The following is a 15,630-nucleotide window of genomic DNA, read 5'->3' on the forward strand; positions in this document are numbered from 1 at the left end:
TTGTGGATAACTACTACATATAGATATCTTAATTCCTGCAAACACTATATATGGGTGATGGCAAACAAGTTTGACTTAGGACAAGGAAATCGGCGTTAGGTTTATTCCTGCTCAGTGCTCGCCAATATGGGCATTTTATGCTGTGGACTCGAACGCCTATGGGCGGAAATGTTCTAGTAAAAAATCAACCCATACGCGCACCCGTGGGGGCAAATCGGCTGAAGCATAATAGAGCCACAGTGGTACCGGTGCTGGCCAGTAATTGGTTAACACCGGCACCAGACTGCCGTCAGCAAAATGGGGTTCTGCATGCCACTGTGCTACATAGGTTATTCCCATATCAGCCAGTGCTGCGCTCAATAATATTTCGGGCTGTGAGATAACCAGGCGGCCAGATAATTCTAGAGATTGCACCTCATTATTGTGTTGCAGTAACCATTTGACTATCCGCCCTGTTGATGGGTTTCGGTGCAATAAACATTGATGCTGATGGAGGTCTGGCGGAGTGCTCGGCGAGCCATAACGCGCCAGATAAGCAGGAGTAGCTGCCAGTACCATTTGCATGGGGTAAAACTGACGGGCAATCAGCCGGCTATCGGGATCAATATGGGTACCGATGCCAACATCAAATCCTTCCCCGACCAGATTAACCACTCTGGGCTCCAGTGAAAGGTCGAGGTCAATCAGTGGGTAGCGCGCCATAAACGCTGGGATCAGTGGCATTAATAACTGGCGACCAAAACCGGGGATCAAACTGACTCGCACAGTGCCACTAGGATGTTGCTCATCATGACGCGCTGCATCCAGAGTCTGTGACAATGCCTGCCACAGTGGTGCGACCCGCGCCAATAATACTTTGCCTTCATCCGTCAGCATCACGCTATGGGTATTACGTTGAAACAGGCGCACAGCCAACCGCTCTTCCAATACGCGGATATTTTTACTGATCGCGGCGGGTGTCACTCCCAACTGACGTGCGGCAGCAGAGAAGTTCTCATTTTGGGCGGCACTTAGAAAAGCGGGTAACAAACGGTGAATATCAAAAGGCAGCGACATATTGGTTGATACCTTGGGTTGAAATTGATGTGACTGATAGCAGTCTACTCGGGCAGGACGAAAAATGAAAAAATAGCGTTATCAAACCTGTTGGAGAGTGAATTATGTCCCGTATTTTAGTGTTAACTGCCCACCGTAGCCCAGATGAGTCCCGTATCAACCTCCAGTTAATAGAGGCAGTTAGTCTCTTACCGAATGTCACCGTGCATGAATTGATGCGTGAGTATCCAGATTTTCAGATTGATGTTGCTCGCGAGCAACAGTTGCTGGAATCGCATGATGTGATTGTGATGATGTTTCCTTTTTACTGGTACAGCTCGCCGGCGATTTTAAGTGAATGGCAGGATGCGGTTTTAACTTACGGTTTCGCTTATGGCAGCCGCGGGGATAGGTTGCAGGGCAAACCCTTGCAGTTGGTGGTGTCTACCGGGGGGAAAGCACAGGACTATACTCCACAAGGTTATAACCGTTACCCGGCGTTAGATTTGTTACTGCCTTTCCGCGCGATGGCAAATATGACCGGGATGGATTTTTTACCGCCGTTCTTGGTGCAGGGGGCCAATGCCATGGAGGAGGATACTTTGCAGGAGTATATTCAAGGAGTGGTGAGAGTGATGGAGGGTTTTTAGTTTTCAGTTTTAGTGATCAGTTTGGTTGTTAGTGTGAGTTCCTGTCATGATTTTGGTTTAGGTTTTTAGATTCGGTTGTACAGCTTCACGGCTCACCTAACCCTTGTCACCTTAAACAGTCAAGGGTGTGTTGGCGCACACCCTTAACGATCCTGCGCCTACGCACGTATCGTTAGTCCACTTCATCGGTGGTTAAGTAAGCTCAGTGCATTAGCAACCGAACTAATCACCTGAAATCTACCCCATAAAATGCTCGGCCAACTCCAGATCCCGTCGGGTAAACTCTCTCACTATCTTGCCACTTTCCATAATTGCGGCACGCTCGGACATATGCGCGACCACATCACTATCATGACTGACCAACAAATAAGTCATGCCATGCTCGTGTTTCAGGTGATTGAGTAGATTGAGAATTTCAGCCTGAACAGACATATCTAATGCTGACGTCGGCTCATCCAGCAGCAACAATTTGGGGCGTAATAACAGGGCGCGGGCGATGGCAATCCGCTGGCGTTGACCACCGGAGAATTGATGGGGATAGCGCTGTGCCGCAGAGGCGGGTAGGCCCACTTGTTCAAGTGCCTGATCAATTCTTTGCTGAATATTCTGCTCGCCGTGGATTTTTAATGGCTCCCCCAGTGTGCGCTGAATATTATGTTGAGGATGAAGCGAGGCATAAGGGTCTTGAAACACCATCTGCACTTCTTTACGCAACTGACCGGTAAAACGTTGCCCCGGCTGTAGCGGTTGGCCCAGCAAGGTTATCTCGCCTTGCCACTCCCGCTGCAAACCGGCCAGTGTGCGCAATACCGTCGATTTACCGCAGCCCGAAGCCCCGATCAGACTGAAAGTTTCCCCCTCTTGCACGGCAAAACTGACCGACTCAACCGCCATTTTTACCTGATTTTTCTGAGCGAAACTGACTTGTAGATTGTTAACTTCAATCAGTGCCACGGTGGCCTCCAGAGAAATCGGCATTGCGATCCAGTACCGGCAGATCAGTGCCATAGGTGCTGGCGTTCGGACGACAAGCCCAAAGTGTATGGGTATAAGGATGAGTTGAATGAGGCAAATCAGCTGCCAGCCCTTGATCCACTAATTTCCCCTGATACATCACCAGTACCCGGTGACAATGTTCGGCGACTAACGGCAGGTCGTGGCTGATCAGCAACAAGCTCATATTGCGCTGCTCAGTTTGCTCGACGATCAGTTCAAGAATCTGATTGCGCAGTTTGGCATCTAATGCTGAGGTGGGTTCGTCGGCGATGAGTACTCTAGGGTTATTCACTAAAGCAATGGCTAACATCGCCCGCTGCCCCATACCACCCGACAGCTGGCCGGGGTAGCTGTGATAAGCACTTTCATTCAATCCAACCGAGGCCAGCGCGTTTAACACGCGCTCGCGCGTATCTGCACCGGAAAGGGAGTTATGCAAGAGTAGGGACTCTTCAACTTGTTTTCCAACCGTGCGCACCGGATTCAGTGCGTAGCGGGGGTCCTGCAGCACCATGGCAATTTCACTGCCACGTAATGCGCCCCATTGCTTAGATTTTAGGCGCGTTAAATCATATTCGATAACCTGACCGGAATTTCCTTGCTCGTCGGTATTATCCGCATAATAACTCAGCTTTTTGGCACTGACTCTCCCCGGCGAGCGAACTAATCCCATCAAGGCTCTGGCCGTAATAGATTTGCCAGAACCAGACTCACCTACCAGCGCGACTCGCTCGTGGCCGAGGTGGAACGAGATATTATCCACCACTCGTTGTTGCTGAAAATCGACGCACAAGTTGTCGACGACGAAAATTTTATCAGTCATGGTGAGGGTCCAAAATATCTCGCAGGCCGTCGCCTAACAGGTTAAATGCCATACTGCTAAGTAAGATGGCGCAGCCTGGGATCGCGGCAATCCACCATTGGTCGAAAATAACCTGCATGCCGTCGGCAACCATTGAACCCCATTCAGACATAGGTGGGCGGGCTCCCAGCCCGAGGAAGCCTAATCCGGCTGCCGCCAAAATAATCCCCGCTAAATCGAGCGCCAGACGTACCACCGCAGAAGGGAGGCACATAGGTAAAATGTGGCCCCACAGCAAGCGCAGGCCTTTGATACCCATCATTTCAGCGGCGGCAAGGTAGTCGCTTTTGCGTAATAGCTGAATTTCGGCTCGGGCCTGGCGGGCATAAGCTGGCCACGTGGTCAGGGCCAAAGCCAGTGCGCCGTTAATTAAACCTGGGCCAAGCATGGCCACAAAAGCAAAGGCCAAAATCAGCCGTGGCATCGACATCACCACATCAGTGACACGCATTAAAATACGTTCGAGCCAGCCGCCGTAATAGCCAGACAGTACCCCGACCAGCAGCCCCAATGGCAAGGTGATCACGGTAACCAGCAGCACTAACCCCAAGGTTGGGCGAGTGCCATAAATCAGGCGCGACAGCATATCGCGACCATAACTGTCGGTACCCAGCCAGTGATGTCCCCCAGGCGGTAACAGCCGGTCAGCCGCGTTTTGCCAGTTAGGATCTTGCGGTGCCAGCCAAGGGGCGAAAATCGCGATGATGACCAACAAAGAGAGAATAAACAGCCCGATGCTGGTGGAAGGGGAACGCTTCAGCGCGTGGCAGATTTTTATGATTGACATATCAGCGCGTTCTCGGGTCCAGCAGACGAACCAGCAGGTCCGTCACATTGTTAATCAAAATAAAGCACATCCCGAGCAGCAGAGTTCCCCCCATAATAGCGGTGGTATCTCCGGCAAACAGTGCGCTGGTCAGATAGCGACCAATACCCGGCCAGGCAAAGACGGTTTCTGTTAATACCGCGCCTTCCAACATGCTGGTATAGGCCAGTGCAATCACTGTCAGTAATGTGCCACGGATATTGGGCAGCACATGCATCAGCAGAATTCGCATCTCACCCGCGCCTTTGGCTCTGGCTAGCGTGATGTACTCTTTATTCAGTTCACTCAAACATGCAGAACGTGTCAGGCGGGTAATGCTGGCCAAGGCATAGTAGGAGAGCAGGGCCACCGGCAAGATCAAATGGGCGATAGCATTACCAAAGGCACCGGCATCACCGGAGCGCCAAGTGTCGATCAGGGCAAAACCGGTTTTCGCTTCCACCGTATATTGATAGATATCATCAAGGCGACCGGGGCCGGGGCTCCATTGTAGGCGAGCATAAAATAGCAGCAGCATCAGCAGGCCAAGCCAGAAGATGGGCACCGAGTTACCCAGCAAGGTAATAAAACGAATAGTGACATCCAGCTTGCTCCCCGCCCAACGAGCACACAACAAACCGAGGATAACCCCCAGTGATGCACCGATGATAAGAGATAACGTTGCCAATTCTAATGTTGCAGGGAATACGTTGAGCAGATCGTGTAAAACCGGCTGACCACTGGCACTGGCAAGCCCCAAATCACCATGAGCAAGGCGCTCCAGATAATGCCAGAACTGTACAGGTAATGACTGGTCCAGCCCAAGTTGGTGTTTAACTTGCTGGTAAGTGGCTTCACTGGCGTGGTCGCCCACAATTTGTAGCACCCGATCCACTGGCGACAACGCCGACAGGAAAAAGGTGATAACCAGTAGACCGAATAAGGTTAGGGCCAGGGTAAATAGCCCCTGTAAAAAACCCCAAAAACGACGCCGGGATTGGGTTCCCGGCGTATGATTTAATGCTACAGACATCGACGTGCTCGCGTTAAATATACTTTATTGATAAGTCAGCGCGGCTATCTTACTTGCTGACACGGTCATAGTAGACCATATCTGCATTCAGACCTTGTTGGTAGCCTTTTACATTATCTCGCAATACAACTTGTGCCTTGGCTTGATCAATAAAGATGTAAGGCGAGTTCTGTTGCAGCTCTTGCTGCATTTGGGTGTAGAGAGCCGCGCGCTTAGCTGGATCGGCTTCTGCGACAGCGGCCAGTGTTTGCTTATTCAATTCAGGGATAACCCAGCCATTTAAGCCAGCAACCGTGCTGCTCTTACCGTCGTTATAGGCAAAGGCACTGGCGTTGGAGTGCGCATCGAAGTAATCAGGGATCCACAGGCGAATAGCTGACTGATGCTGTTTGGCACGTACGCGGCCATAAACCTGGCTACCTGCAGCTGGCAGCAGCACCAATTTCACCCCACCTTGGGCAAAGCTGGCTTGCAGTGACTGAGCAATGGTAATAAATGGCGGTTTGTTCTCAACATCTAGTGTCAGTGTGGCATCTTTAATGCCTGCTTTAGCCAGAATTTCTTTGGCTTTAGCGGGATCAAAGGTAAATGGATTGCTCTCCAGTGCGCCCGGTAAACCGACCGGGAGGAAGCTTTGATGTACGAAATACTGGTCTTTCAGCAAGTCTTTAGTAATACCCTGGTAATCAACTAAATAGCGAGTAGCTTTCCAGAATTCTGGTTTGCTCAGAATTGGGTTGGCTGGATTGGCGGTGTTAAAGACCAAATAGTTTTGTTCAGCTGATGGGATCTCAACAACTTTAACACCCGCTTGCGTTTTCAATGCTGCTGTCTGGTCTGGCCCTAATTCACGCGCGATATCGGCATCACCTTGCTGAATCAGCAAACGGCGAGCACTTGGATCTGGCACGTTTTTGATAATGATATTTTTAATCAGTGGCTTATCGCCTGGTGACGTTGGGTTAGCATCCAGTACGATAGCTTGGTGCGGTTGATAAACACGCATTTTGAACGGCCCACTCCCTGCGGAGTGCATTTTCAACCAGGCATTGCCATAGTCATCTTCTTTCACATTAGCAGTAACGGCTTTCTTATCCACAATCGAAGCAATCGGTGTCGATAAAATATTCAGGGCAACCGCCGGGCTGACATCAGCGCTCCAGCTCAGTTGCACAGTATTGTTATCAATCTTCTTCAGATTCTTCTCGATATTACTCGGATCCCAGCCCAGCACGTTGAGGATAAAGGCCGGTGAACGATTCATTTTGACCGCACGGGTGAAGGAGTAAATGACGTCATCGGCTTGTACTGGATTACCAGAGGAAAACACGGCTTTTGGGCGCAATTTTACAGTGAGTGTTTTGGCAGCAGCATCCCCTTGCCAACTTTCAGCAAGCACCGGTATCACTTGTGCCGGATTATCACGATCGGCCTGTACCAGACGTTGGTACAGACTTGGAACAGTTTGAATACTGGATAATTCATTACTTTCAGCCGGGTCAAGGCTAACAATATCATCCAGGGATTGCACCACGACCAGAGTATCCGGAGGCGTTGCTGCCAGCGCGCTACCAGATAATGCTGTCAAAACCAATAATGACAGAATTTTAGCTTTCATTGAGACTCCCTGAAAATGGATTAATGCCATTATGCTGTTTAATAAATATTGCGCGTAACAGATGGTTACACTAATAGGAAATTATTGTTTTTTCTACTATTTCATCGCAGTTTCTCACGATAATGGCTTTGCTGTCTGTGGTCAAAGTCTCAACAGCTATTTGTTATAACAATTTGTGATAAAGAAATATTACAAAAAAGTAATGATTGTGAGTGGCCTTAAAATGTTAGTGATCTCCCACTAAATATAGGGTGAATTAGTTATAATGGAACATTATTTCATTTTATTTATACAAAAGGGAAAAGTATGATTGCCGGAAATATTCATCATTTGGAATTATTACCTTATCTGCCTGCGCCACTGAAAGACGCTATTGAATACGTCAAAAAACATATCACTGCAGAAACCCCACTGGGTAAGCATGATATTGATGGTAATAATCTGTTTGTGCTGATTTCCAATGACAGCACGGACTATCTGGAAAATCGTCGGGCGGAATATCATGCTAAGTATCTGGATATCCAGATTGTGCTGGCTGGGGTGGAGGGGATGACTTTCAGTAATCTACCGGCCGGTAAACCTGATACCGACTGGTTAGCGGACAAAGATATTGCCTTTTTACCCGCAGGTATTGATGAGAAACAGTTTGTGATGCAAACCGGTGATTTTGTGGTGTTCTACCCAGGAGAAGTGCATAAGCCGCTGTGTGCCGTGGGTGAGCCTGCCAATGTGCGTAAAGCCGTGGTTAAAATGGCAGTGAAATAGGCTAGTTGGTTGGGTTTTATAACAGAAAAGGCCAAACAGTGACTGTATTGGCCTTTGCTATGCTAACTATTTTTATGCATTACACAGAGTAGCGACCATCACGGCTTTGATGGTGTGCAGGCGGTTTTCTGCCTGATCAAACACAATGCTGTGTGCGGATTCAAAGACTTCTTCCGTCACTTCGATGCCATTCGGCAAGTCATAAAGCTCTGCCATCTGTTTGCCAACAATGGTTTGGTCATCGTGGAATGCTGGCAGGCAGTGCAGGAATTTAACCTGCGGGTTGCCCGTCAATTTCACCACATTCATATTGACCTGATAAGGTTTTAACAGAGCCACACGCTCCTGCCATACCTCTTTCGGCTCACCCATTGAGACCCAAACATCGGTATACAGGAAGTCAGCCCCTTTTACCCCCTCAGCAATATCTTCTGTCAGGGTGATTTTGCCACCCGTCTTTTGCGCCTGAGCCTGACAAGCTGCCACCAGTTTGGCCTCGGGCCAGCACGCTTTTGGCGCGACCAAACGTAAATCCATCCCCACCAAAGCCGCGGCTTCCAGCATGGTGTTGCCCATGTTATTACGAGCATCGCCGAGATAAGCAAACTTCATGTCACTCAGCGGCTTACCTGGCAAGTGCTCCTGCATAGTCAGTAAATCAGCCAGCAATTGGGTAGGGTGGAATTCATTCGTCAGACCATTCCATACCGGGACACCTGCAAATTCTGCCAGTGTTTCGACCACTTGCTGGCCGTGACCACGATACTGAATACCGTCATACATACGGCCCAAGACTCTGGCGGTATCTTTAATGGACTCTTTATGCCCAATTTGGCTCCCACCTGGGCCGAGGTAAGTCACGCGTGCACCTTGATCATATGCGGCAACTTCGAAAGAGCATCGAGTACGGGTCGAGTCTTTTTCGAAGATGAGCGCGATATTCTTACCTACCAATTTTTGCTGTTCATTGCCGGATTTCTTGGCTTGCTTCAACTCAGCAGCTAACGCCAGCAGGGCTGTTATCTCGGCGGGGGTAAAATCCAGTAACCTCAGAAAGTGACGTTTATAGAACTGACTCATCTGTTCATCTCCTTGTGGCCCAACATCTTTGATGTTTAGCGCCAACATCAATTACGTTGAGTTTAATTTAACTTCAATATGAATTTAAATTCAATTTATACGTATAAATATGCAATTACAACCCCAATCAACAAATCTTTCTCGTTTGTAGTGGAGGCAACCGCGCGGGTGTGGGAAAATAGCGCAATACAAAGCCCATTGACTGAGGATAAAGGCATGGCAAACCGCGAAATGCTAGACGAACAACGTGACGAGACTCGCCTGATCATCGAAGAACTGCTGGAAGATGGCAGCGATCCGGATGCGCTGTACACCATTGAACACCACCTTTCAGCCGAGAAGTTCGAAGTGCTGGAAAAAGCTGCCGTTGAAGCATTCAAGCTGGGTTATGAAGTGACCGATGCTGAAGAGCTGGAAGTGGAAGATGGCTCTGTGGTGATGTGCTGTGATGTGATAAGTGAAGTTGCTCTGAATGCCGAAATTATTGATGCGCAGGTAGAACAGTTGATTGCGCTCGCTGAAACCTGTGGCGTGAATTACGACGGTTGGGGAACTTACTATGAAGATCCTAACGGCGAAGATGAAGACGGCGAGTTCGACGACGAAGAGTTGATTGATGAGGATGACGACGGTAAGCGTCACTAACATCCCCTGCGTGCTTGAAATCGCAGGGTTGTTAGCTTCGTTCGCTCACCCGAATCACTTACTGATGTAAGCTCATCGGGGTTCGTTCTCTTGCTGCCTACCTGCAATTCCAATGACTTTGGGGATGCCCTGCGTACTTAAAGTCATTAGCAAATAATATCAGGGTGCTTAATGTGCCCTGAATAATTACAGTTTTTTCAACATAGTCACTTCACAATCGACATGGCCGGTATTGCCCAGCGAACGGTCGATATGCTCAAAACCTAACTTTTCATATAAACCGATGGCACTGGTTAGGCTAGCGGTGGTTTCCAAATAGCAGCGACCAAACCCCTGTTGGCGAGCAAACTCTAGCGCCTGCAGTGCCAATTGCTTAGCGAGCCCCTTGCCGCGCAAGATCGGTAGGAAATACATTTTCTGTAATTCACAAAGGTCAGCTTCACCGCCAGACAGCGGTGCTACACCACCCCCACCCGCAATCCGACCATCCACCTCAATAACCCAATATGCGCTACGTGGCTGACTATACAACTCATATAAGTGATCCAGATTGGGATCAGACACGGTATAGCCCTTATCTGCCGTTAGGCCAAACTCAGCCGAAACGTCGCGGATAACATTAGCGATAGCAAGATTATCAGCGGCAGTGATAGGGCGCACCAGCAGGCGGATAGGTGTAGCTGTGGTCATGGCGTATTACTCTATAAATCGAATGGTAATAACTTAGTAATAATCTGTAATACCATTGAATGACGCAAAGAGGCAATGATAAAAAAACAGCGGGTATCATGAATATCCCGCTGTTTTGGTTTGGTGAGTCGCAGATTAATTACAGTGCGGCGATAACTGCCTGCTGCTCAATTAATTTTTGCTTGGCTTCAGCACAGGCGGCCATTCTTTCGCGCTCTTTGGCAACGACGGCTTCTGGCGCGCGCGCCACAAAACCTTCGTTACTCAATTTGCTTTCGATGCGCTCAATCTCGGCTTCCAGCTTCGCCACTTCTTTTGCCAGCCTTTCCAGTTCGGTCGCTTTATCAATCAGACCGGCCATGGGGATCAACACTTCAGCACCCTCAACCAATTTGGTCACGGATACCGGGCCTTTATCACCCTCTGCTAACAAGGTGAGAGAGGAGAGGCGTGCCAATGACTGGATGAAGCTTTGGTTTTCCAGCACGCGACGTTGGGCGTCGGCACTGGCACCACGCAGCATCACTTCCAGTGGTTTACCCGGTGCGATGTTCATTTCTGCACGGATATTACGCACGGCAATGATAGTCTGCTTGATCCACTCCAAATCACTTAGGGCTTTCTCATCGACCTGACTGGCGTCATATTCTGGGAAAGGCTGCAACATAATGGTGTCCGCAGTAATGCCTTTCAGGGTTTTAACCCGCTGCCAGATAGTCTCAGTGATATAAGGAATAATAGGATGCGCCAGACGTAACAGTGCTTCCAATACCTCAATCAGGGTGTGGCGAGTCCCGCGCAGTTCAGCTTGCGAACCACTGTTCATCACCGGCTTGGTCAGTTCCAGATACCAGTCGCAGAACTGGTTCCAGGTGAATTCATACAGAATACCGGCTGCCAGATCGAAGCGATAAGTGTCCATCGCTTCACGGTAGGCTTTAATGGTCTGATTGAATTCAGCCAGAATCCAGCGGTCAGCCAGTGACAGCACCATCTCGCCGCCATTCTGCCCACAATCTTGTCCTTCAGTGTTCATCAGCACGAAACGGCTGGCGTTCCACAGCTTATTACAGAAGTTGCGATAACCTTCCAGGCGCTTCATGTCCCAGTTGATATCACGGCCAGTGGAGGCCAATGCAGCCAAGGTAAAGCGCAGGGCATCAGTACCGTGTGGTTCAATCCCGTTCGGGAACTGTTTCTCGGTACGTTTGCGGATTTTCTCAGCCAGTTGTGGCTGCATCATGTTTCCGGTACGTTTTTCCAGCAGCTCTTCCAGCGAAATGCCATCAACCATATCCAGCGGGTCAATAACGTTTCCTTTGGACTTGGACATTTTCTGCCCTTCGTCATCGCGGATAAGGCCGGTCATATACACTGTTTTAAACGGCACTTGCGGCTTGCCATTTTCATCTTTCATAAAGTGCATGGTCAGCATGATCATGCGAGCAATCCAGAAGAAAATAATGTCGAAGCCACTGACCACCACACTGGTCGGATGGAAAGTTTTCAGTGCTGCTGTTTGCTCAGGCCAGCCCAGTGTGGAGAAAGTCCACAGGCCGGATGAGAACCAGGTATCCAGTACGTCTTCATCTTGACGCAGTGCGACATCTGCCCCCAAATTATTCTCACGGCGTACTTCCGCTTCATCGCGGCCAACGTACACGTTACCCTGCTCGTCATACCAAGCTGGAATGCGGTGGCCCCACCACAATTGACGGGAGATACACCAGTCTTGGATATCACGCATCCACGAGTAATACATATTTTCGTACTGCTTAGGTACGAATTGGATCTCGCCGTTTTCGACTGCTTCAATGGCGACTTTGGCCAGTGGAGCGGTGCGAACATACCATTGGTCGGTCAGCATCGGTTCAATCACCACGCCGCCACGGTCACCATAAGGAACCGTCAGGTCATGGGGTTTAATCTCTTCCAACAGGCCGAGTTTATCGAATTCAGCCACCACTGCTTTACGGGCAGCAAAGCGCTCCAGACCTTGGAACTGGGCTGGAATTGCGCTACTGCAAGCATCGGTAGCTTCACCGTTGGTATCGAACACTTCAGCTTCTGCGCGGATATCACCGTCGAAAGTCAAAATGTTGATCATAGGCAGGGCGTGGCGCTTACCGACTTCATAGTCATTAAAGTCGTGGGCGGGGGTGATTTTCACGCAACCGGTGCCTTTTTCCATATCGGCGTGTTCATCACCGAGGATCGGAATACGGCGACCGACCAGCGGCAAGATCACTTCTTTGCCGATCAGATCTTTGTAACGCGGATCTTCTGGGTTTACCGCAACACCGGTATCACCCAGCACGGTTTCCGGGCGGGTGGTGGCGACGACCAGATAATCTTTACCTTCAGCGGTTTTAGCACCATCAGCCAGAGGGTAGCGCAAATGCCACATTGAACCTTTGGATTCGCGGTTTTCCACTTCCAAATCAGAGATAGCGGTACGCAGCTTAGGATCCCAGTTCACCAGGCGTTTGCCACGGTAAATCAGATCTTCTTTATGCAAACGGACAAACACTTCTTTAACCGCGTTGGACAGGCCTTCGTCCATGGTGAAACGCTCACGTTCCCAATCCACGGAGTTACCCAAGCGGCGCATCTGACGAGTAATGGTGCCGCCAGATTCACCTTTCCATTCCCAAATTTTATCGATAAACGCATCACGGCCATAATCGTGACGGGTTTTGCCTTCTTCTGCGGCAATCTTGCGCTCAACAACCATCTGGGTCGCGATACCGGCGTGGTCGGTACCGGCTTGCCACAAGGTATTTTTACCTTGCATGCGCTGATAGCGAATCAAGGTATCCATGATGGTTTGCTGGAATGCGTGGCCCATATGCAAACTGCCGGTCACATTCGGCGGCGGGATCATAATGCAGTAGCTTTCTTTGCTGGTATCGCCGTTCGGCTTGAAATAACCCTGCTTTTCCCAATGCTCATACAGCGGCTGCTCGATCTCTTGCGGGCTGTATGTTTTATCGAGGGATGGCTCAGCTTTGTCGATATTAGAAGGTGTGTTTTCCATTTTATTTTTTATTTCAATTAGTTGGCGGCGTTGCCGTAGTCAATTGGAAGCCGACGCTGCGATAAGACTTATATCGGTCGCGCGCCAACTGTTTCAAATTTTCTTCGTAAGGGACGAAGTCTACCACTTCATGGAAAGCAGTGGCAAAACCTGCGAACTCTGGCAGCAGGCTAATAAGGAGGTCACGAGGGGAATTTCCGCGTCGTTCTGGCCATGACAGTTCAACTGGTGCGCCATATTTTGGCCCTTCACCCGCTAAATTATGAGGCACAAATTGCTCAGGTGCACGTTGCCATAGGGCTTCATCCAGCCGTTGGGCCTGCTCCTGACTTTCACAAGCGATCAGCACCCGTTTGCCTGCCCGCCAACGAGCAGCGGCAACCTCGCAGGCCAACGCTTCATGAGCACGCAGCTCACCCACGGGCGTGTCGTGTTCGAGCAGATAAAAGGTGGCGTTCTTCATAGGTTCTCAGCACCCTTCGTCCTTGACGCCGCAGGGTTGTTGGCTACTCTCACTCACCCGAATCACTGACTGATGTCAGCTCATCGAGATGAGTTCGTTTGCCGCCTACCTGCAACACCAATGACTTTGGGTATATATCAAATGGAATATATCAAACCTTCATAGGTTCTCAGCACCCTTCGTCCTTGACGCCGCAGGGTTGTTGGCTACTCTCACTCACCCGAATCACTGACTGATGTCAGCTCATCGGGATGAGTACGTTTGCCGCCTATCTGCAACACCAATGACTCTGGGTGTATATCAAATGGAATATATCAAACAATTAATCGTCGCCGTTTAGCCCTGCACGGTTAAGCAGGAACTGAGACAACAACGCGACCGGTCGGCCTGTTGCGCCTTTGTTCTTGCCTGAGCGCCATGCGGTGCCCGCGATATCTAAATGCGCCCAACTGTATTTACGAGTAAAACGTGACAGGAAGCAGCCTGCGGTAATAGCTCCACCCGCACGGCCACCAATATTGGCCATATCAGCAAAATTGGAATCCAGTTGCTCGTAGAACTCATCACCCAACGGCAAGCGCCATGCACGGTCACCGGCTTGCTCCGACGCCCCGATTAGCTCATGAGCCAATGGATTGTGGTTCGACATCAAGCCGGTAATGTGATGCCCCAGCGCCACGACACACGCGCCAGTCAGTGTAGCAATATCAATCACCAGCTCTGGGTCGAAACGCTCAACATATGTTAGCGCATCACACAGTACCAGCCGCCCTTCAGCATCAGTATTCAATACTTCAACTGTCTGGCCAGACATGGTGGTCAAGATATCGCCTGGACGATAAGCACGGCCACCCGGCATGTTTTCACAGCCGGCCAGCACGCCAATCACGTTTAATGGCAATTGCAGCTCAGCCACCACCCGCATCACGCCATACACGGTTGCAGCACCGCACATGTCGTATTTCATTTCATCCATGCCTTCGGCAGGTTTAATCGAAATACCACCGGAGTCGAAGGTTAGCCCTTTGCCGACCAGCACAATTGGCTTAGCGTCAGGATTCGGATTGCCCTTATATTCTATCACCGACATCAATGATTCATTCTGCGAACCATGACCGACAGCAAGATAAGAGTGCATTCCCAGCTCTTTCATTTGCTGCTCACCAATCACACGAGTGATGATGTTGGTGCTAAATGCATCGGCCAATTGGCGCGCCTGAGATGCCAGATATGCGGCGTTACAAATGTTTGGCGGCATATTGCCCAGATCTTTCGCGGCTTTAATACCGGACGCCACAGCCAGACCATGTTGGATTGCACGCTCACCACTGGTCAGTTCGCGGCGAGTTGGCACGTTGAACACCATTTTACGCAACGGACGACGAGGCTCGGTTTTATTGCTTTTAAGTTGATCGAAGGTGTAAAGCGTTTCTTTGGCAGTTTCTACTGCCTGACGCACCTTCCAGTAAGTATTGCGGCCTTTGACATGCAACTCCGTCAGGAAGCAAACAGCCTCCATTGAGCCGGTGTCATTAAGGGTATTGATGGTCTTTTGGATCACTTGCTTGTATTGGCGTTCATCAAGCTCACGCTCTTTGCCACAGCCAATTAACAAGATGCGCTCGGAGAGAATATTCGGCACATGGTGCAGCAATAGCGTCTGCCCGACTTTGCCTTCAAGTTCACCACGGCGCAATAAAGCGCTGATGTAGCCATCACTAATTTTGTCGAGTTGTTCGGCAATGGGAGATAGACGGCGAGGTTCGAAAACGCCGACTACAATACAGGCACTGCGCTGTTTTTCCGGGCTGCCGCTCTTTACACTGAACTCCATGCACTCTCCTGAATCTTAAAGACAAAGGCGGGAGCTACGGCTAGAATGTAGCACTCCGCAACGATCTCTCTCCGTTGTGTTAACGACGTGTGTTAACCTTAACGGCATAAGTTGTTT

General features: G+C 49.8%; 14 protein-coding genes. 3 read left to right on the forward strand and 11 right to left on the reverse strand.

What is annotated here, in order from left to right; all coding sequences use genetic code 11:
* Positions 1–156: 156 nt before the first annotated feature.
* Entirely contained in the window at positions 157–1,056 is a 900-nt protein-coding gene (locus DJ58_RS06480) for a LysR family transcriptional regulator (protein WP_004707096.1), read from the reverse strand.
* A 104-nt stretch (positions 1,057–1,160) separates the two neighbouring features.
* Here DJ58_RS06480 and DJ58_RS06475 point away from each other — a divergent pair, with 104 nt between their 5' ends.
* Positions 1,161–1,685 carry an NAD(P)H-dependent oxidoreductase gene (locus DJ58_RS06475; protein ID WP_004707097.1) on the forward strand — a complete coding sequence of 175 codons (525 nt, stop codon included), beginning with the start codon at positions 1,161–1,163 and terminating at the stop codon, positions 1,683–1,685.
* A 237-nt stretch (positions 1,686–1,922) separates the two neighbouring features.
* Here the strand turns inward: DJ58_RS06475 and DJ58_RS06470 are convergent, their stop codons facing one another.
* Genes DJ58_RS06470 through DJ58_RS06450 form a run of 5 tightly spaced genes read right to left on the reverse strand, consistent with a single transcriptional unit; the run spans position 1,923 to position 6,999 of the window.
* The gene (locus DJ58_RS06470) at positions 1,923–2,639 is read right to left on the reverse strand and encodes an ABC transporter ATP-binding protein (protein ID WP_032910467.1); all 717 of its coding nucleotides are present in this window, start codon (positions 2,637–2,639) and stop codon (positions 1,923–1,925) included.
* On the reverse strand, positions 2,626–3,504 hold the full coding sequence (locus DJ58_RS06465; protein WP_032910469.1) for an ABC transporter ATP-binding protein: 879 nt from the start codon (positions 3,502–3,504) through the stop codon (positions 2,626–2,628). The genes DJ58_RS06470 and DJ58_RS06465 overlap by 14 nt, the downstream gene beginning before the upstream one ends.
* On the reverse strand, positions 3,497–4,330 hold the full coding sequence (locus DJ58_RS06460; protein WP_004707100.1) for an ABC transporter permease: 834 nt from the start codon (positions 4,328–4,330) through the stop codon (positions 3,497–3,499). The genes DJ58_RS06465 and DJ58_RS06460 overlap by 8 nt, the downstream gene beginning before the upstream one ends.
* Position 4,331: 1 nt before the next feature.
* Positions 4,332–5,381, reverse strand: a complete 1,050-nt coding sequence (locus DJ58_RS06455) for an ABC transporter permease (RefSeq protein WP_004707101.1) — start codon at positions 5,379–5,381, stop codon at positions 4,332–4,334.
* A 49-nt stretch (positions 5,382–5,430) separates the two neighbouring features.
* Positions 5,431–6,999, reverse strand: a complete 1,569-nt coding sequence (locus DJ58_RS06450; protein ID WP_032910470.1) for an ABC transporter substrate-binding protein — start codon at positions 6,997–6,999, stop codon at positions 5,431–5,433.
* Positions 7,000–7,305: 306 nt separating this feature from the next.
* Between DJ58_RS06450 and DJ58_RS06445 the strand changes: the two genes are divergently transcribed.
* The gene (locus tag DJ58_RS06445; RefSeq protein WP_004707103.1) at positions 7,306–7,764 is read left to right on the forward strand and encodes a NanQ anomerase/TabA/YiaL family protein; all 459 of its coding nucleotides are present in this window, start codon (positions 7,306–7,308) and stop codon (positions 7,762–7,764) included.
* Between the two features lie 72 nt (positions 7,765–7,836).
* Here DJ58_RS06445 and argF read toward each other — a convergent pair whose 3' ends face one another.
* Positions 7,837–8,844, reverse strand: a complete 1,008-nt coding sequence (gene argF, locus DJ58_RS06440) for an ornithine carbamoyltransferase (RefSeq protein ID WP_032910472.1) — start codon at positions 8,842–8,844, stop codon at positions 7,837–7,839.
* Between the two features lie 216 nt (positions 8,845–9,060).
* Here argF and rraB point away from each other — a divergent pair, with 216 nt between their 5' ends.
* A complete protein-coding gene (gene rraB / locus DJ58_RS06435; protein WP_032910473.1) occupies positions 9,061–9,489 on the forward strand; it encodes a ribonuclease E inhibitor RraB in 429 nt (142 codons plus the stop codon).
* Positions 9,490–9,675: 186 nt separating this feature from the next.
* Here rraB and DJ58_RS06430 read toward each other — a convergent pair whose 3' ends face one another.
* From DJ58_RS06430 to pepA, 4 genes are all read right to left on the reverse strand, one after another.
* Positions 9,676–10,179 (reverse strand): GNAT family N-acetyltransferase, encoded by a 504-nt coding sequence (locus tag DJ58_RS06430; protein ID WP_004707106.1) that lies wholly within the window; start codon positions 10,177–10,179, stop codon positions 9,676–9,678.
* Positions 10,180–10,318: 139 nt separating this feature from the next.
* Positions 10,319–13,216 carry a valine--tRNA ligase gene (locus tag DJ58_RS06425; protein WP_004707107.1) on the reverse strand — a complete coding sequence of 966 codons (2,898 nt, stop codon included), beginning with the start codon at positions 13,214–13,216 and terminating at the stop codon, positions 10,319–10,321.
* A 13-nt stretch (positions 13,217–13,229) separates the two neighbouring features.
* Positions 13,230–13,679: a DNA polymerase III subunit chi gene (locus tag DJ58_RS06420; RefSeq protein WP_004707108.1), complete on the reverse strand. Its 450-nt coding sequence runs from the start codon at positions 13,677–13,679 to the stop codon at positions 13,230–13,232.
* 322 nt (positions 13,680–14,001) lie between these two features.
* Positions 14,002–15,513: a leucyl aminopeptidase gene (gene pepA / locus DJ58_RS06415; RefSeq protein ID WP_004389286.1), complete on the reverse strand. Its 1,512-nt coding sequence runs from the start codon at positions 15,511–15,513 to the stop codon at positions 14,002–14,004.
* Positions 15,514–15,630 lie beyond the last annotated feature (117 nt).

It is taken from the genome of Yersinia frederiksenii ATCC 33641 (genome assembly GCF_000754805.1).
Lineage (GTDB): Bacteria > Pseudomonadota > Gammaproteobacteria > Enterobacterales > Enterobacteriaceae > Yersinia > Yersinia frederiksenii.